The 19,021-nt window shown below is 39.2% G+C and carries 13 protein-coding genes; 6 read left to right on the top strand and 7 right to left on the bottom strand.

Translation table 11 applies throughout. The features are described from left to right. Positions 1-5: 5 nt before the first annotated feature. Entirely contained in the window at positions 6-1,553 is a 1,548-nt protein-coding gene (locus tag IJ00_RS01065) for an ATP-binding protein (protein WP_035158266.1), read from the bottom strand. Between the two features lie 238 nt (positions 1,554-1,791). On the opposite strand from IJ00_RS01065, the gene IJ00_RS01060 reads away from it, so the two are divergent. The 3 genes from IJ00_RS01060 to IJ00_RS01050 all read left to right on the top strand — a co-directional run bounded on the left by IJ00_RS01060 (position 1,792) and on the right by IJ00_RS01050 (position 4,298). After that, positions 1,792-2,163 (top strand): response regulator, encoded by a 372-nt coding sequence (locus tag IJ00_RS01060; RefSeq protein WP_035149156.1) that lies wholly within the window; start codon positions 1,792-1,794, stop codon positions 2,161-2,163. Between the two features lie 425 nt (positions 2,164-2,588). Beyond that, a complete protein-coding gene (locus IJ00_RS01055; protein ID WP_035149154.1) occupies positions 2,589-3,158 on the top strand; it encodes a DUF3611 family protein in 570 nt (189 codons plus the stop codon). Between the two features lie 516 nt (positions 3,159-3,674). Continuing rightward, entirely contained in the window at positions 3,675-4,298 is a 624-nt protein-coding gene (locus IJ00_RS01050) for a glutathione S-transferase family protein (protein ID WP_035149152.1), read from the top strand. 385 nt (positions 4,299-4,683) lie between these two features. Here the strand turns inward: IJ00_RS01050 and IJ00_RS27385 are convergent. Beyond that, positions 4,684-5,375 (bottom strand): IS1 family transposase gene (locus IJ00_RS27385; RefSeq protein ID WP_144415958.1). Its coding sequence is split into 2 segments (ribosomal slippage): positions 4,684-5,051 and positions 5,051-5,375, totalling 693 coding nucleotides; the frame shifts between segments, so codons are not numbered across the junction. A gap of 114 nt (positions 5,376-5,489) precedes the next feature. On the opposite strand from IJ00_RS27385, the gene IJ00_RS01040 reads away from it, so the two are divergent. From IJ00_RS01040 to IJ00_RS01030, 3 genes are read left to right on the top strand one after another with little or no spacing between them, the layout of a single operon-like run. Further along, positions 5,490-6,368, top strand: a complete 879-nt coding sequence (locus IJ00_RS01040) for a hypothetical protein (RefSeq protein WP_035149147.1) — start codon at positions 5,490-5,492, stop codon at positions 6,366-6,368. Between the two features lie 37 nt (positions 6,369-6,405). Continuing rightward, positions 6,406-6,738, top strand: coding sequence for a hypothetical protein (locus tag IJ00_RS01035; protein WP_144415957.1), 333 nt, complete (start codon positions 6,406-6,408; stop codon positions 6,736-6,738). A 57-nt stretch (positions 6,739-6,795) separates the two neighbouring features. After that, entirely contained in the window at positions 6,796-7,557 is a 762-nt protein-coding gene (locus IJ00_RS01030; RefSeq protein ID WP_035149143.1) for a glycoside hydrolase family protein, read from the top strand. A 186-nt stretch (positions 7,558-7,743) separates the two neighbouring features. Here IJ00_RS01030 and IJ00_RS01025 read toward each other — a convergent pair whose 3' ends face one another. The 5 genes from IJ00_RS01025 to IJ00_RS01005 form a co-directional block, all read right to left on the bottom strand. Beyond that, positions 7,744-8,040 carry a hypothetical protein gene (locus IJ00_RS01025; protein WP_035149141.1) on the bottom strand — a complete coding sequence of 99 codons (297 nt, stop codon included), beginning with the start codon at positions 8,038-8,040 and terminating at the stop codon, positions 7,744-7,746. 115 nt (positions 8,041-8,155) lie between these two features. Next, a complete protein-coding gene (locus IJ00_RS01020; protein ID WP_035149139.1) occupies positions 8,156-12,574 on the bottom strand; it encodes an NB-ARC domain-containing protein in 4,419 nt (1,472 codons plus the stop codon). Between the two features lie 15 nt (positions 12,575-12,589). Next, the gene (locus IJ00_RS01015) at positions 12,590-16,288 is read right to left on the bottom strand and encodes a PQQ-binding-like beta-propeller repeat protein (protein ID WP_052754352.1); all 3,699 of its coding nucleotides are present in this window, start codon (positions 16,286-16,288) and stop codon (positions 12,590-12,592) included. 89 nt (positions 16,289-16,377) lie between these two features. Beyond that, positions 16,378-17,385, bottom strand: a complete 1,008-nt coding sequence (locus tag IJ00_RS27380) for a CHAT domain-containing protein (RefSeq protein ID WP_082127234.1) — start codon at positions 17,383-17,385, stop codon at positions 16,378-16,380. Positions 17,386-17,783: 398 nt separating this feature from the next. Next, the gene (locus IJ00_RS01005; protein WP_052754351.1) at positions 17,784-18,911 is read right to left on the bottom strand and encodes a DUF1822 family protein; all 1,128 of its coding nucleotides are present in this window, start codon (positions 18,909-18,911) and stop codon (positions 17,784-17,786) included. Positions 18,912-19,021 lie beyond the last annotated feature (110 nt).

Below are 19,021 nucleotides of genomic sequence, written 5' to 3'. Positions count from 1 at the left end.
TAAGCTCAAACAGGCAACTTGACTGTAAATGTTGTTCCTTCACCTATTCCTTGGCTCTGGGCTTGGATTGTGCCACTATGCAGTTCTATTATATGACGGGCGATCGCTAGCCCTAAACCTAGTCCTTTATCTGACCGAGTATGACTACTATCTGCTTGGCAAAAGCGCTCAAAAACGTGAGGTAAAAAGTCAGCACTGATACCCTTACCAGTATCACTCACAGTAATTTGAACGTAGCTAGGAATTGAACATTGGGAAATTTCCTTTGACAACCGCACCTTAACCCGTCCGCCGTTGGGTGTAAATTTGATCGCATTGGTGAGTAGATTTAACATAACTTGTTGCAAGCGATCTGAGTCACCCGAAATTTTTGCTATTGAAGTATCAAGTATAGTTTCAATTTGAATATCCTTTGCATCTGCCAATGATTGTACAACCTCGATCGCATCTGTAATTACTTCTACTAAATCTACCAAATCAATGGAGAGTGAAATTTCTCCTCTTACAATACGCGAAATATCAAGTAAGTCTTCAATAAGTTGCATTTGTAAATTAGCATTGCGTTCAATTGTCTCAAGTGCAAGAGTTGCTTTAGCTTCATCTAGCGCACCCGTTTGCAACATCCCCACCCAACCAATAATTGCAGTCATGGGGGTACGTAATTCATGGGAAACTATTGCTAAAAATTCATCCTTGGAACGGTTTGCAGCTTCTGCTGCACTTTGCGCCGCTTCGCTAACAGCGCGTGCAGCTTGTTCTCGCAGCAGCAATTGCTCTTTTTCTTCTTCAACTTGTTTGCGCTCAGTAATATCTTGCATAATCTTAGAGAATCCGCGCAGATTTCCATTTTCATCTCGTAAAGGTGTGATTACACAATGCGCCCAAAAAAATGTCCCATCTTTGCGGAGATGCCAACGATTTTCTTTAGAAAAACCTTCAGTTACGGCTTTGCTCAATGCTTGTTGTGGTTGTCCGCGCTCAATTGCTTCTGGTGAAAAAATGCGCTCAAAAGGTTGACCAATAATTTCTGCTTCTTGATAGCCTAAAATACTTTCGGCTCCAATGTTCCAGCTAGTAAAGTTACCGTTTGGAGCTAACATGAAAATTGCGTAATTAGTTACTCCTTCTATTAGCAACCGATAACGTTCTTCACTCTGACGCAGACTGTCTTGAGTTTTAAGTAGAGACTCGTAATTTTGTTGGGCTACTCGCGCGTTCATTTGAGCTTGCGATCGCGCCTGACGTAGTGCAGTGTTAAGTAAGGTAATCAACAATGCTACTAGCACAAACTGAAGCAACCCCAACGCACCAAACCCAGCAACAGACAAAGAATAGAAAGGGAGTAAAAGGAAGTAGGCGCAGACGATAGCAGAGAAAAAAGTTGCTAACAGTCCTGGGTTTAAGCCACCATACCAGGAACTAACCATGACAGCAGCTAAAAACAGTGGATAAATGGAATTCAGCCTGTGTAGCTGCCATAGAAGCAGTGTCAGCAGTAAAGCTAGTAAAACCGTTAATAATGCAATGCTATAACCTTGTAGTTGCGTTCGCATAGCGTCTCCGTAGGAGAATCGCCAAAGGCGGGGCAAAGCCCATCGCGTTAATCTCCACATTTCATATTACTTCTGCTTATGCTATCTATTTATTAAACTTCTACCCTAGTTTTCCACTTTCAAGTTTTACCATAAAAATCAATCTTAAGAGAATGGTATATCTAAACAATACCCTCATTACACCGAAAGAATTAAATAACTCAGGAATAAGAATAATTAAAATAGGAAGATAATAACAATGACCTCTAAGCAAATCTTAGTTATTGATGATGAAGATGACATCCGTCAATTGATTCAGACTTGTCTAGAAATTATGGGCGGCTGGAAGGTGTTAACTGCTACTTCAGGTAATCAAGGATTACTCTTAGCTCAATCATCTCAACCTGATGCTATCCTTTTGGACGTAATGATGCCTTATATGGATGGTTTGACAACTTTTGAGAAACTACAAGCTAATCAAATAACTAAACATATACCTGTGATTTTACTTACAGCTAGAGGACGCACTAATAACGAACGTCTATTCAAAGATATAGATGTCAAAGGCATAATTAGTAAACCATTTAATCCTCAGAAACTAGCTATTCAAGTAGCAGCAGCTTTGAACTAAAGTATATTACAAAATCTGGGGTTTCTAGTTCAGCTACTCCTGAATTAAATAATACTACAGATGTCCTAAATCATTTGTAAAAATTTATATGCTTGAGATAAGACTACCGTGGTATCTCAAATTTAAGGTAGATATGCTTGGGAAAATATTCTATCTATAGATTTCCTAGTCTCTTTCTTAAGTAATAGGTTTTACCAAAAAGACCTATTCTCCACTAGTTTTCCACTTTTACTCCCTAATTTATAAGTAAGTCAATACCTAGTTGTGAGTTTTTATTAGATAAACTCTTTCCCATAAAAACCTGATATTTCAAAAATTAAATACATTCATTAGTGAATTAATGGTTTTTATATAGATAGATGAAATTAAGCTCCAATTTACTATATTTTCTGAAAATATCTACTTAATGGGTATCAATCTTATATATGATAGATAATTTAGAATCACTTTCACATCCACCAAGCAAACAAAAATTTGCTGCTACATTGCGTTTAGTAAGTCAAATTAGTTTTTGGGTACAGTTAATACTTGGTGGTATTTCTGGCATTGCTGTATTGTTGGCGTGTTTTAGCCGTAACATTACTACTCAGACAAGCAATGCAGGTATAGGCTTTGGGATATTTTTGGCTATTGTTGGTCTTTTATTGCTGTGCTTTCGAGTCTATTGGGCTTTGCGTTATCGAAAAATGGCTAAACTTTTACAAACGCCAAATTCTCAAAATCATCCCAAAAAGGAAGATGTAATTCAAAATTTACGAATTGGATTGCTGGTGAGTTTGGTAGGGTTATTAATAGCTTTTATTGCTTCGGAAACGACAGTTGCAATTATATTGGGTAAAGCAGTAGCACAGCCTCAAGGTGTTGCAATTTATCAAGCAGAAAATGTCATTCGTTCGCTAGATATTTTTGTAATGTTTGCAAACATTAATATGATTGGCGCTCACTTTTTTGGAGGAGTTACTTCTCTGGGTTTACTCTATTGGTTAGAAGAGTAATAGGCGCAGTATTAATTTGATTTTGCCAGCTATTGCTATGGAAGTACTAATGTATCTCTAAAGTAGTCAGGACTTACGCAACTGGCACATCGCGAAAGAACCTGGCCGTCAAGTACGTAAACATAGTAGCTTTTACGTTGGAATTTACAGTCAAACATGGGTTGAACTGAGGTACAAATGTATTGATTTAGTGGCAGAACTCATAAGATGAAATCGCAATAAATGGAATTTCTATAGAAAGGGCTATGAAGCTTATTGAGTCTGTGTTTTAGATATTTTCGTCACCCCTTCAGACCGATTTCAGTTGAGTGGGTGAGTGGATACAGCAGAGCAAAATCACCTTAATTACTCAATTAGTGATTGGTAAAATTCGAGAAGAGATAAGAATTAAAAAACTTACCAACTCCTATGGTTATAGACTCTATTGCCTGTAATTATTTTAGATAATCCTTGAAGGATTTTTGATATTTTTATATATTTAATATTAAGGAAATCAGGAAAACAGAGGTACTTGTCATGTATAAAGTCTTTGGAGATATGCTATCTGGAAATTGTTACAAAGTTAAATTATTGATGCAGTTTCTTGGTATTAGGCATGAATGGGTTCACGTTGATATCCTTGCTAGTGCAACTCATAGCGAAGAATTTAAGCGGATGAATCCAAATGCAAAAATACCAGTAGTCGAGTTGGATAATGGTAGTTATTTGTGGGAGTCCAATGCGATTTTAAATTACTTGGCAGAAGAAACTCAATTCCTACCAAAAGATAAATATGAAAGGGCTAAAATCTTGCAGTGGCAATTTTTTGAACAGTATAGTCATGAACCCTATATTGCAACAGCTAGGTATATCAATAAGTACTTGGGTTTGCCCAAAGAGCGTGAAGCAGAATATCATACAAAGCAAGCTGGTGGACATAAAGCTCTTTCAGTCATGGAACAACACCTAGCGAAGAATAAGTTCTTTCTTGGGGCTAACGCGACAATTGCGGATATTACCTTGTATGCATATACACATGTAGCCCACGAAGGAGGTTTTGATTTATCAGAATATACAAATATTCAGCGATGGTTCCAAGATTTTGAGAGAATTCCTGGTTACATAAAAATGACGTCAGCACCTCTTGAGCAAAACAAATAAGATTCTCCTTAGAGAAGGAAAAACCCACTTTCCGCAGACATATGAAGATTATATCTCTATAGATAAAGCCGAACTGATATAAGTAAGTCGGTGAGAATAAACCTAACTATGTAACAGATTGTAAAATCGTCAAAACCGTTGCGATTGCTAGAGCCTACGGCACGCTACGCGAACATTCCACTTCGTTTCATTCGCTGCGGACATAGCGTGAATTATTTAAGCCGTTCTACTTATATATTTGTAGCCATACGTCCCATAAGCATTTCCAGATTGCATTGTATCTGCATAAGTTAATTCACGCTGCAACTATCACCTCATGGTAATCAAGGTAAGACAAGGTGGTGACTGCATAAGTTAAAAAGGCGTTGCATAATCGCGGTATGAATCATTGAGGAATCGGAACATCCCAAAATCGGAGATAATAAAGTAACAATCGAATTGAATACCTCAGCATTTGTACTGATTTGGAATAACATAGCGTTTTACGATGCAATCGAGCGAGATAGTGGCGCAGTCGGGTGTTTTCCCCCTCAACTCGTGTCATGTAAGTCTTGCTAACAATCTGGTCGCCTTCAGGAATAAAGCCTGGATAGACCAACCATCCATCCGTGACATAAAAATAGCATTGCCAAGTACCCACAATATCCCATAACGGTCGAAAAGTCTCGGCGCTATGGTCGCCCAAAACCCACGCTAAAATACCTTGTTTGAAGTGATTTACTGCTGTCCAAAGCCAGATTTTGTTTTTTTTGAGCCGACGAAAGTTTCTAGCTCATCAAGTTCGCCAACTTCTGGAATTGTCTCTGGATCATAGGTCTCAGGTAGCAGTTCTCCCACAAGTTTTACCCAAGTAATCAATGTTGTGTGATGAACGCCTTTGACCCGTTCGATGGCGCGAAATCCCATACCATTAACGTACATTTTTAGGCATTCCCGCTTCACTTCATCACTGTATCCCTGGGGCGGTTCATAGCGATCAATGAATTGGCGATTACAATCACAACAAATGTGATTTTGTTTACCTCTTTTCTTGCCATTTTTACGGGTGTGAGACGACCCACAACGTGGACATTCCATCAAGTTACACCTCAATTCATACTGCCATTATGCAACGCCGTTAAAAAGAATCAATTCTATATCTGAATAACAAATGCTTGGCACATACAAATAAGTAATCAGGGATTAATTATTATGCTTAATAAATTCCATAGGACATTTTTATTAGTAACTGTAGTTGCGACCTTATCAACAGGTTGTCGCTATAGTAAAGAATATCAAAAAGTGACAGAAGCTGGAAATAAATATACAACTGCTGTTGATGAGTTATTAGTGAAAGCTGGCGACCTCCAAATTGATTCTAGCTCGGAGAAAATACTTTTAGATGATAGATTATCCAATCAGAGTCTGAAGGATTATCAAGAGCTAAATACCAAGGATAAGGAAATTGTCCAAACTATCGCTGATATCCGTGAACATAATCACCTTCTACGGCGTTATTTTAGCAAGCTGAAAGAACTTGCCAATTCGGATACACCAGAAAAGGTGAAAGTCGAAATCGAAGAAGTTACGAGAAATATGCAAAAAATTAGTTCTGACCTTCAGAAAAGTACTATATTATCTCGTCCTAGTGTAGTTGGAAATATTGGCAAACTGATTGTTAACTCTAAAATCGAAGGTGTATTAAAAGAAGAGCTAGAAAAGCGTCATCCTGTAATTCTCCAAGAACTCACAATTCAACAGGAAATGCTCAAGTCTCTTGGTGAATTTATGCAACATAGAGTTGCAATTACGACCGAAGCACGAGAACAGCGCTTATTAATTCGTCCATTGATAGCAGCACAACCCATGGATGATGGAATTGTCTCACAGTGGATTCAAGAACGAAAGCAAATCTTTTTAACTGATCAGCGTGTTACAGAACTGAAAAAAGCTAGTCAAGCTTTAGAGGAATTCAAAGATATTTATACTGCATCTGTGGAAGGGAAAATTAATTCTGAACGTCTCAATGCTTCCTTACAAGATATTGATTCATTTCTAGCCTTACTGGAACATAGTCAAAAGTCTAACTAACAATCACGAACAATTAACTATCAGGATAACTTTTATAATGGTAACTACGGAAAATTTACTTTCTCAGATGAGAGAGCAAGTACTAAAACTCTATTCCGCAGAGATTCAATTGGCATTTGAAAAAGAAGTAGATGAGTCAAAGCAGAGAGATTTTGTGAATTATCGGGAATCTTATCAAAATAATCTTCACCAGTTGGAAAAGCAAGATTTAGGGCAAGTATTAGCAAAAATGCAGACTTTAGAAGCGGAACTCAGTCAGGCGATCGCGTCTTTAAATGGTGCATTACAAACTATGAATAATACAGTTAATACCCTGAGGAATATTCGGTTAGTTTCTACCATTATCGGTCGAGTCATCAAGATGATGTAAAACAACGAATTTTGGCAGCAATAGAGGAAAAGTACAATTTATTTAGGAATTAGAAACATGAGACTTCAAGATATTATCTTTCTTAATCAATCCCTTGAGTTTGACTATTTAAAACAAGACCAGGAATTAGCACAACAAATTCAAGCTCGTCTTGTCCATCTCAAATTACTGTCTGGGGTTGCGGATGGTGCTTATGGACCTATTACAAAGCGTTCAATGGTCAAATTTGCCCAAGCTTTTGGTTTACCTGAAATTATCAATCCGGTCTTTGCAAAAAAACTCATTGAAGCTCAAGAAGTTCCCAGTCAAAATAACTCTAATTTTACAACTAAGTTCGCTCGTGGAATTGAGTTAATTAAACGTTTTGAAGGTTGTTATCTGAAAGCATATCCTGACCCTTTAACAAAACGGGAACCAATCACAATTGGTTGGGGTTCAACCAAAAAACGTGATGGTAGTGTGTGGTATCTTGGGGAAATGATTTCTCAACAAGAAGCTGATGATTTGTTAATTTATCAGTTGCAAAAAAACTATTTACCTGATTTAGAAAAAATACCTTGCTGGGGAGAACTCAATTCCAATCAACAGGGAGCGTTACTCAGCTTTGGTTACAATTTAGGAAGTAAATTCTATGGTGCTTCTGGATTTGATTCCATTACTAAAGTCTTACAGAATCGTGATTGGACTAAAATTCGGGAAACTTTTATCAAGTATCGTAACCCTGGAAGCAATGTTGAGAAAGGACTTTTAGCAAGAAGGGAAGCTGAAGCTCAACTATTTTTGACTCCTATTATGGTTGAGGTTGCAACATCAGTATAAGACTGAGAAAACGAGGGATTTTAGAAATAATTTATTATCCCTTCTCACTTGATTTGCGATACAAGTTATGGACTTGATTGCAGGTATTATAACTCTCTTGATGTATTAAAGTTTTTGTGAATTAGAAAATGGGGATGGTTAATTAAACCCTCCCTTTTTTATGTTTTATATAGTAGGTTATTCCCATTATTTGGTTTGACTATCACCTGCTTGATTATCATTTAGAGATGTATTCCCGGTGGAATTGGGATTCCTATCTGTGACTCCTGGTGAATCTTGAGATGTATTTTTGGTTGTATTGGGGTTTCTATCTGTAACTCCTGGTGAATCTTGAGACGTGTTGTTTATGATGTTGGGATTTCTATCTGTGACTCCTGGTGAATCTTGAGATGTATTTTTGGTTGTATTGGGACTTCTATCTGTAACTCCTGGAGAACGAGAAGAAACATCAGATGTGTTTGGTTCTTGATTTTCTATACTCATAAGTGCAAGGAAAATATGGTGTTAATATTTGGGCTATCTCTTATACATAATAAAGGGTTATGGACAATACTAATATTTTTCCTGGGAGTGATATTCTTTTTATTGAAAACTCTAATTAATCCGATTGTTCTGATGCACCTAGGGATTTTAAGATTGTTCTCTCAGCTTCTGTTAAACCCGTCCCATAGGAAATATTCATACCTTCATAGGGTCGAGTACATCTTAAAGTTTGCATACATTCACCTGTTTGTAAATGCCATAATTTAATTGTTTGGTCTTCGCTACCACTAGCTAATGTCTGATTATCGGGACTAATCGCGATCGCCCATATGGCTTTATCATGTCCTGTAAGGGTTCTGATATTTTCACCCCTATGGATATCCCACAGTTTGATTGTGCTGTCATCACTGCAACTTGCTAAAATTTTACCATCTGGAGTCCAGGCGATCGCGCGAATTCTAGAGCTATGAGCGGATATTGTTTGCAGACATTCCCCCGTATTTCCATCCCAGAGCTTGATGATTTTATTACAGCAACTACTAGCAATTATATTCCCGTCGGGGCTAAAAACTACGCAGGAAAGCTTATCTTGATGTCCGATTAGGGTTTTTAAACAGGTAAAATTATTGACATCCCAAATTTTCAGAGTTTGATCATCGCTAGCGCTGACGAGGGTAGTACCATGAGGATGAAAGGTGACTGATTTGACACGATTTTCATGTCCCACGCAGGTATGCAGACATTCCCCGGTTTCCCCATTCCAGATTTTAATGGTGCGATCGCGGCTACCACTGGCTAAAATTTTACCATCTGGACTAAATGCGACGGAATATACCCAATCTGAATGTCCTCGTAATGTGTGCAGGGATTTTCCTTGGTGATTCCACAGTTTAATGGTATTGTCGTCGCTACCACTAGCTAAAAGATGATTATCTCTGGGTGCAAAGGCGATCGCTGAGACTAAATTATCATGTCCTGGCAGGGTGAGGCGACATTTTTGGGTTTGCATATCCCAGAATCGAATGTTTTTATCTTGGGAACTACTAGCTAAGGTTTGACCATCGGGACTGAATGCGAGGGATAATATCCAGTTACTATAGCCTGTTAATGTTTTGAAGCAGCGTCGTGAGGTGATATCCCAAAGTTTAATAGTTTGGTCTTCACTGATACTCAGTAATTTAGAGCTATGGGGATGTAAATCCACTAACCAAACGCGCTGTTGATGTTCTTGCAATGTTTGTAGGCATTCTCCTGTGGAGATATTCCAGAGTTTAATAGTGTTGTCTTCACTACCAGTAATTATGGTTTGATCATCCTGGCTAAATAGGATTGACCAAACAAAACTGTGGTAATTTTCCAGAGTTTGAATACATTCACCGTTGGAGATATCCCAGAATTTGATGGTGTTGCCGTGGCTACCAGTAGCTAAAATTTTACCATCATGACTGAGGGCGATCGCCAGATGCCAGTTAAGATGAATATTGAAGATTTGCAGACATTCACCAGTGGCAATATCCCATATTCTGACGGTGTTATCGATGCTGGCAGTAATTAAGATGTGTTTCTGGGGATGGAAGGTGACAAAGATGATACTTTTGCTGTGTCCGGAGAAAATTTGTAAGCATTCCTGGGTGCAGTAATTCCACAGTCTTGCTGTGTTATCATCACTACCACTAGCTAAGGTGTTACCGTCATGACTAAAAGCCAAAGATTGGACGGTAGATGTATGACCCGTAAGGGTTTGCCAGTATTCGCCTGTTTCCGAATACCAGAGTTTTATTGTGTTGTCATTGCTACCGCTAGCAAGAATATTGCCATCTGGGTGAAAAGCGAGCGATCGCACCCACGCGGTATGACTTTCCAGGGTGAATATTTGTCGGGTATTCTCAACTTCCCAAAGATAAATTTGATTTTCGATTGCGGTTGCGAATAGTTTACCTGTGGGGCTAAATTTTGCTGCTAGTAGACTACCTAATGTTTGGGTAAATAGGGATTTTTGGAAGTTACAATGAGCGAAGTTTGTTTGTTGTAAGTTGATTCCTTGTAGGTTTGCTTGGCAAATATTCAGGTGAGAAAAGTCATAATTATTCAGTTGTATATTTAGTTGTCGCAGGAGATTAATGATATTACCAGCAGCGTATCCTGGTTGGGGAAGTTGTGAGGATTGAAGTTGAGTGATAATTTGCTGTAAATTTGTTTGGATTTGTGATTTTGTCACCCATAATTCTAATATTTTATCGGCAATGGGTTGGAGAATGAATTGGATTTGAGCATTTCTTAAGTAATCGGGAGCTTGAGCTTGGATGAAAGCATATTTATTTATCAGGTTAATTTCTTGGGAATAAAGCTCTTGGGTAAATTCTTCGATTAATTCTTCTGTAAGATACTCCATTACGACTGGTTGCTGGGTAAATTTGCCTCCTTGATTTTCAATTAAGCAGCGCGATTGTAGCGATTCCAAAGCAGTCATTAAATCTCTAGGTTTGCTAGTATCAATTAAATTATTTTGTAATTCTTTCAGAGATACCGATTCTCGATGAATTGCCAACCAGTACATGACTTGTTTTTCCAAGAATGGCAAACGCTGTAACTGTTGATTGAGTAGTTCAAAAATGTCGTTACAGATAATTGTGCCAGTTGCCAGAAAATCGCTAATACTACCAGCAAATAATTCTGTAATTGTTGTTGCGGCAATCTTCAGAGCTAGGGGATTTCCTCCGTAAGACTCAATTAAACGATGAATTTCCCTTGTGGATGGAGATAAACCTTTCTGATGTAAAATTAATTCGCCCTCGCTATAATTTAACCCCTTTAATGTTAGCGATCGCACAGGTAAATTTTCCCCAACTCTGGCATTTAATCCCTTAGGTTTTTCCCGACTCGTAATCAAAACACAGCTTTGATGTTGAGCATCTCCTAAACAGCGTAAAAGTTGCCCATATCCTATATATCCTTGTCGATAATTGCCTGCTTGTTGCTTACTGTCTAATACCGATTCGAGATTATCTAAAACTATTAAACAACGGGAAGCAGTTAAACAATCTATTAATTGTGAGATGCGTTTCTCTAGGGAAGGAGCGATAACTATTTGATGCTCTGCTGATAAAAAACCGATTAAATCACTCAATAATTCTTCTACAGGTGGTGCATTGCGTAAACTACGCCAAATTAAACAATCAAATTCCGGCTCTACCAATTTCGCTAATTTTACAGATAAAGCAGTTTTCCCAATCCCACCCATACCAATAATTGTAATTAAGCGGCAATTATCGGAAATAATATATTGTTTAAGTTGATTAATTTCATCATCACGTCCATAAAATTTAGATACATCAATTGCATCTCCCCAATCCTGACGCTGTTGAGTAATTTGTGTTTGAGAAGTTAGTTGTCCTGGTAAATTATTCTTTAAACTTTCCCAGGTTGGTGCTTCCTCCGCAGGATTAATAAAAATTACAGGTAACCAACTCGCACCGGGAAAATCGTCTTCTAAACCTTGCAATCTGCGTCTTGCTTGTTGCACTGACGTATATAAGGATTTCTGGTTAAAAGCAAATGCTTGTAAAAAATAATTAAAAAATTCCTCCGCTACAAGATTAGGTACAGGTTCACGCATGACAATTGTCGTGGAAAGATTTAATTTTTCCAAACTATGCGCCAATCCTAAACCATCGCAGGAATTGAAAATTGCGATTTTTAAACCCTTCGCGATCGCCGCTTTTAATGCTTCTGTTAACTGCTCAATAGTTAAACTATTATTTGTCGGATGCTCGTTAATATAAATTATCCCTGTTTCTGCTTCCGTTTGACTATGCCCAGCAAAAAAGAGTATATCCCACCCTTGAGCATCCCAAAGTTTATCATTAAATTCTTGCCGTGATGGTTGAATAATTAGCTCAATTTCTGCATCTGGTAAGCTCTGTAAAAATTTCTTTTCTTGTTCTAAATTAATCCCTTGAGAATTACCCAAAACTGCCAAAATTCTCACTTGACGGCGGGAAGCTTCCGATAATTCTACATGAAAAGTACGCTGATATTCAGGTCTGGCAAAGGAAATCTCTGTACGGGGATAATCTTGAAAAAAATTGCTACAGTGCCAAGGTAATTTTTGGATGATAATATCTTGAGTTTCAATAATTACCCGAATTTCATCGGTGGGGTGCAGTGCAGCACGTAGAAATCGACTAATATGCAGAATTGACGATGAATCTAGCCAATTATTAATATTTTGCTGTAACTGTTGACAAACATCATCAAAATCTAAAATAGAAACATTAGTAATCTCAGCTTCATCAATTTCTAGTTCATCATCATCAGTATAATTTCTAACAGAAGTCCCAGTTAAACGAACACAAAAATTTTCATACATCGATCGCCAACTGCGGTACAAATCTATCAAATTCGGTGCAGGTGGCAAACTCCCCATAAATTGTTGCGATCGCGGATTGTCAGCTTCCCGTAACCCCACAGTCACTACAGGAAATCCCTCGGATAAGTTGCCATATCCCAAATTGATTACAACTAAATGAATCATTGTCGGTAACAAGTTTTACGCACCACTGCCAACACCATCGCACATTTTATTCTCGCTCTCATCTTTAGGAGGATTGGTTTTATAATACTCGCGCATAAAATCGCACCCTTCCCTGAGTAAATAATCAACATCCCATCTCCACAGTTTTACGGTGTTGTCACTGCTTGCAGAAGCCAACATCTTGCCATCGGGGCTAAAGCTCACCCCAAAAACCGAGTCTGTATGCCCAGTTAGGGTTTTAATTTCTCTACCCGTATCGGTATCCCAAAGTTTTATCGTGTTGTCAGCACTTGCAGAAGCTAGCATCTTACCATCAGGGCTAAAGCTCACCCCATTAACAGTGTTTGTATGTCCAGTCAGGGTTTTAATTTCTTTGCCCGTAGCGGTATTCCAGAGTTTTACCATCCCGTCACGACTTGCAGAAGCTAGTGTCTTGCCATCGGGGCTAAAGCTGACTCCATACACCACCATTTGATGCCCAGTCAGGGTTTTAAGGACTTTGCCCGTGGCGGTATCCCAGAGTTTTACTGTCTTGTCAGCACTTGCAGAAGCCAGCATCTTGCCATCGCGGCTAAAGCTTACTCCACGAACCAAGCCTGTATCTCCAGTTAGGGTATTAAGGAGTTTGCCCGTATCAGTATCCCAGAGTTTTACCGTCCTGTCATCACTTGCAGAAGCCAGCACCTTGCCATCGCGGCTAAAACTTACCCCATTGATATAGCTTGTATGCCCAGTCAGGGTGTTAAGGACTTTGCCCGTGGTGGTATCCCAGAGTTTTATCGTCTTGTCACCACTTGCAGAAGCCAGCACCTTGCCATCGGGGCTAAAGCTTACCTCATTAACCCAGTTTGTATGTCCACTTAGAGTTTGAATTAGTTTGCCCGTGTCAGTATTCCAGAGTTTTACCGTGTTGTCACCACTTGCAGAAGCTAGCATTTTGCCATCGGGGCTAAAGCTTACCCCTTTAACCAAGTTTGTATGCCCACCTAGAGTTTTCATTACTTTGCTAGTGTTACTATCCCAGAGTTTTATCGTCTTGTCACCACTTGCAGAAGCCAGTATCTTGCCATCAGGGCTAAAGCTCACCCCAAAAACCGAGTCTGTATGCCCAGTTAGGGTTTTAAGGACTTTGCCCGTGGCGGTATCCCAGAGTTTTACCGTGTCGTCATAACTTGCAGATGCCAGCATCTTGCCGTTGGGGCTAAAGCTCACCTCAGAAACATCGCCTTCATGCCCAGTCAGGGTGTTAAGGACTTTACCCGTGGCAGTATCCCAGATTTTTACTGTGTCGTCAGCACTTGCAGAAGCCAGTGTCTTGCCATCGGGGCTAAAGCTTACCCCATTAACCCAATTTTTATGCCCAGTCAGGGTGTTAAGGACTTTACCCGTGGCAGTATCCCATAGTTTTACCGTGTTGTCATTACTTGTAGAAGCCAGTGTCTTTCTATCGGGGCTAAAACTCACCCGATGAACAAAGTCTGTATGCCCAGTTAGAGTTTTAATGACTTTGCCTGTGGCGGTATCCCAGATTTTTACTGTGTTGTCTCCACTTGCAGAAGCCAGTGTTTTACCATCGGGGCTAAAGCTGACTCCGTTAACTGAGTCTATATGCCCAGTCAGGGTTTTAATGACTTTGCCCGTGGCAGTATCCCAGAGTTTTACTGTGTTGTCTCCACTTGCAGAAGCCAGTGTCTTGCCATCGGGGCTAAAACTCACCCCATTCACCCACTCTGTGTGTCCAGTCAGGCTTTTAAGGAGTTTGCCCGTATCGGTATCCCATAGTTTTACCGTGTTGTCATTGCTTGCAGAAGCCAGCGTCTTGCCATCGGGGCTAAAGCTCACCCCATTCACCTGCTCTGCGTGTCCTCCCAAGGTATGGGGTGCGGCAAGGCTGTGAACTGTATTTAATAATGCTAGTTCTACCTGGGTGCGAGTCTTGGCATCTTTTAGCCACAGATTATTTAATTTTTTCTTGGCTTTGATGGCTTCTGTCATAGCATCTAATTCGTTGCTAGTCAGAAGACGAGACTCCGCGATTTGAGTCATCCCAATGATGTTTTGCTTTTGGGCTTCTTGCTGTTGTACAAAGGCAAACCCACCAAACACAGTTGCCAATCCTGCGAGGGTAAAGCCAACAAGAGCAAACCTTCTCGCTCTTTTTAACTGGCGATCGCGTAATTCCACACTTGCATCAATAAACTGATTTGCTTCGTGATTAAATCCACCCAAAACTTGATGAAAATTATCATCTTTCTTCAGTTCCAAAATCTGCTCTAATTTGGAACCAGTCCACAATTCATCTTCTAATTTCTTGGTTTGCCAGCGTTGCACATCTTCGTAGAGACGGTTACGGATAGCAATACCCTGGCGATTTGTTTGAATCCAATTATCTAATTTATCCCAACAAGTTAGCAAAATTTCGTGGGTAATTTCGACTGTCGAGTGAGATTTTCCCGATTTGGAAGAGCCAAAGAAACCCTTTTTAGATGTTTCATTTGCTGATAAGTCAGCATTACTTACCAACAAATTCTCATTCACCAACTTTAACAACATATCCCGCTCATCATCACCAAACTCTGATAACATCGCTCTGCGACGAACGGGTTTCCACTCAATCCCCGATTCTGCACTTTCCCCAATTCCCACTAACTTGAGAAAAATTCTTTGGGTAGCCAGCCTTTCCGATGGTGACAATTTTTTATAGAAACAATTTACGTGTTGTTGTAGCGCACCCTTGACACCGCCTAAATCGTCGTATGTACTAATATTCAAAGTGCGGTCATTAATACTACCAGTTTTTATCTCATCTTCCCAGATTAAGTTTAAAGTGTACTGTAACAAAGGCAAACAACCCGCTTGCCCCTGAATATCGGCAAGAATTCTATTCACAAATCCTGGTTCAAAAATTACCCCATGATGTGCCGCCGGCTGTTCAATTGCTAAACGCAACTCGTTTGGCTGCATTTCGACAATCATCGGACGATACTTTTGTGTCGCTTCCACAATTTGGGGAAAATCGCTCAATCTTTCCAAAAAATCAGCCCGCATCGTCCCCATAATTTTCACATTCGGCAATTTGGCTTGACTCAACCGCATTAAACCATTGATAAATTCCCGTCGTCTATCCTCATTACTGATAGTAAATAGTTCCTCAAATTGGTCAATAAAAATCAACCAATACTCACCATCTTTTTTGAGATTATTTACGACATTAATTAAAGTTTCTGCCTTCTGTTCGCGGGCAATCTTCGCCTCGGCTTGGGAATATTTACTGAGTAAACTTGCATAAAAAGAGTCAAAGGGGTCAGCATCGGGGGTAAATATCAAATTAATAAATTTCGCCCCATATTTCCTTTCTAACCAGGGAATCAAACCTGCACGCACCACCGAAGATTTACCGCTACCACTTGCACCTAAAAGTAAAATTAAGTTGGTTTGCTCTAACTCACGAACTAAAGCTGTAATGAAATTATCGCGCCCAAAAAACAATTCTTTATCACTTGATTCAAATCGTTTTAATCCCTTGTAGGGAGATGTTGTAGTTAATGTTCGACTGGTTATCGTCTCCGCAGAAATTTGTAAAATCTCGGTTTGATTAAAAGTCAGGACATTGCCTTCACCATGTACCTGGACATTTTTGTTACCCTGAGTTGCCAGGATTCCTCCATGGACTTCGGCATTTTCTAACTGTTGTTCAATACCAGTATGAGTCATAATTTTTCCTTGTTTATCTAAGATAATCTGATTATTTTGTACTAATAAAATTTCAAATTTCTGATGAGTAAAAATTTGCCAATACTGACTTAAATTTGCCAGCCATCAATAGCAGCCATCAAAATATTTACCAACGGATGATTAATTAGTTCTTTGAAAGCTTCCACCCCACCCGCTTTGATTGCGCCGACAACACGGGCTTTGAAAGTTGGCTGATTCTCAATTTCCTCTACAGCTTTCGCAACAATCATCATCTTTTGGTAATTAGTTTGACTCAGATTATTCTCCTCTAAGTGTTGTAAAAGTTTGTGAATTTCATTCGCCGTTACGGCAATATTTTCTTGTTTCTCCGATGTATTGATATTTTGGGCATTAGTCATACTTTGTTGGTTATTTTCTCCCTGGGATGCGATCATCCCGCCGTACATTGTGCCACCGGAAACACTTTGGGAAATACCACTGTTAGATTGTTGAGATTGTTTCGGTTGCTCTTCGGATATTTTTGATGGTTTTGGTATTTCTTGATTGAAAGCAGACAGATTTTTTCTCGCTTTAATTTGTGGTGTTTTTGACTCAGAAATCCCTTGTAAATCAATCGCTCCGCAACCAAAATTAAATGCATCTCGATAACTTCTCCCTGCCGCTAGGGCATCATAGAAACCCGTTGCAAACTCGATTGCAGCCACATCTCCAATGGCACGATTCATGCCAATTACGCAGTCAATATGTTGATAAATCGCCTCAGCTTGCACTTCGCTGTAACAAGCATTTAGCACAACACATTCCACGTGTTCCTCAAATAATTCAAATAAACCAGCTAAAGATTCACTACTCACAAGCTGCATTTGTCCCAACTTATTCTCCAACACCAAACCATCATTTTCCGCACCATGTCCGCAAAAGTGAACGATATGGGGTAGATTATCCAGTAGCGATCGCCGTAAATCATTTACCCGTAACGCTGACTCAGTAATAACTTCAAACTGTTCACGATTTTTGCTAAGTTTGAGTGCTGCTTTAATTTCCCGAACTTCCTCATCCAAGCGTAACTGGTTCGTATTCTTGGGATTTGCTGATAATATAAGTATTTTTTTCATAGAAGCATTTACCTGATTTAAGGTTATCTACAGAAATATTCCCCTTGCGTGTTAATAGACAAAAGCAAGAGCAGCTTATGCACTTTGATTGCAGGGTAGAAAGAAAATCAGGTAATATGGCGTTTTTGAAATAATTTAAATAAAACCCCACCCGCACGATTAGCTACCATCGTCGGAGTGGAAAACTCTATATAATTCAGTTAAGGATAATTCTCAGTTGGGTTGAATGAAGTGACACCCAACAAAATTCGAGCAATCAGGGGTTTTGTTTCTCAACGAATCGCGTTAGCATCGCCAAGTACCCAAACTACATAAGACGGTTGAGATGCAAGTATGAAAATTCCAGAAAATATCTGCTTTATTGCTAGTAACACTACTATCTTATACGTAATCTGGAATTACAGTTCAAAATTTTCCTTCACACTCACATCTCCTAAACTCACCTGAAGAGTAAAATTTTTTCCTGGCTCACCTTTAAAGGGTTTGAGTTGAATATAATTATCGTGAACTCTGGCTGTAACTTCTTGGAGAGTTTTACCAGCTTTTGAGAGTAAAGTTAATTGAATATTCGGCGGTAAAAATCTTTCTCCCTCCAGAGGATATAATTGAGCCAATACCCTAATTTTATTCACTGTTTCTGGAGGCGCATCTGCTGGGGTATCCGGAGAAACATCAGAAGAAATATTCAATAATAGGGCAAACTTTTTACTTCCTAAATCTAAGCCTAAATTCAGAATTTTGGCTCTTTTTGTATCCATCTCTCGGTTTCTAGTACGGAAAGCGAAACTTAATTCTGGATTTATCAAAGAATCGATTGTTTGCCAACCTTCATCAATTACCCCTTGTAACCATTGACTTAATTTAGTTGTACTATCGCTCAGGAAATTGGTGACATTTTCGCTGATGGAATTAACCGATTCAACTTGATTATTAACGATAGGTACAGTAAACTCAGATGGCTGCACATAACGGTAATAAGCTAAGAGATGATTTGGTTCAATATCAAAGGATGATAATGGGATTTGATAGCAACCATCATCTAGTGGCGATCGCTGATTATTTTGTATCTCAACTAGTTGATTGTGAGGCAAAAACCCTCGAATCACAGCTTCTTCCGCTTCTTCTAACACCTCAAGCAGTACATAAAAGTGCGGTGTTAACTCTGGTTTTTCGATTAACTGTTGGGGTATTCTGACAATTTCATCCAGGAAATGTTCACTGGCGATCGCGCAAAATTTATAATCACCTAATTTCAGACTACCAGCAATGGCGATCGCGGTGTTGATATCGCGCTCAATCACTGGTTGGGAGGACGAATTATTCCCATTATTCAAGCCAAGTCTATCATTTAACCATACCTCCAGGGCAAGTAATCCTAAGGTATTCAAGTAAACTTGCCAGGATTTTTCCTCAGTAGTCGTATTTAAGGAACTCGTTTGTTTGGCAAGTGTAAAGTGTTCGGCTTCTAACCAGACGGTTTCTGGTAATAAAAGTCTTAAATCTGTGGGAGAGTCAGGGTGTGGCATGATTTTACCTCATGTATGTAGGTAAATAGGTGTGGGTCAAAAAAACTTATGCAGTCTATCGAGAAAAAAAATGAGAATTTTCTGGAAAATAGCCCTTAGGCTTTGTCATC

This window comes from Calothrix sp. 336/3 (assembly GCF_000734895.2).
GTDB lineage: Bacteria > Cyanobacteriota > Cyanobacteriia > Cyanobacteriales > Nostocaceae > 336-3.
Note: the sequence above shows the minus strand (reverse complement) of the source record. Positions and strands in the feature narration are given on the sequence as shown.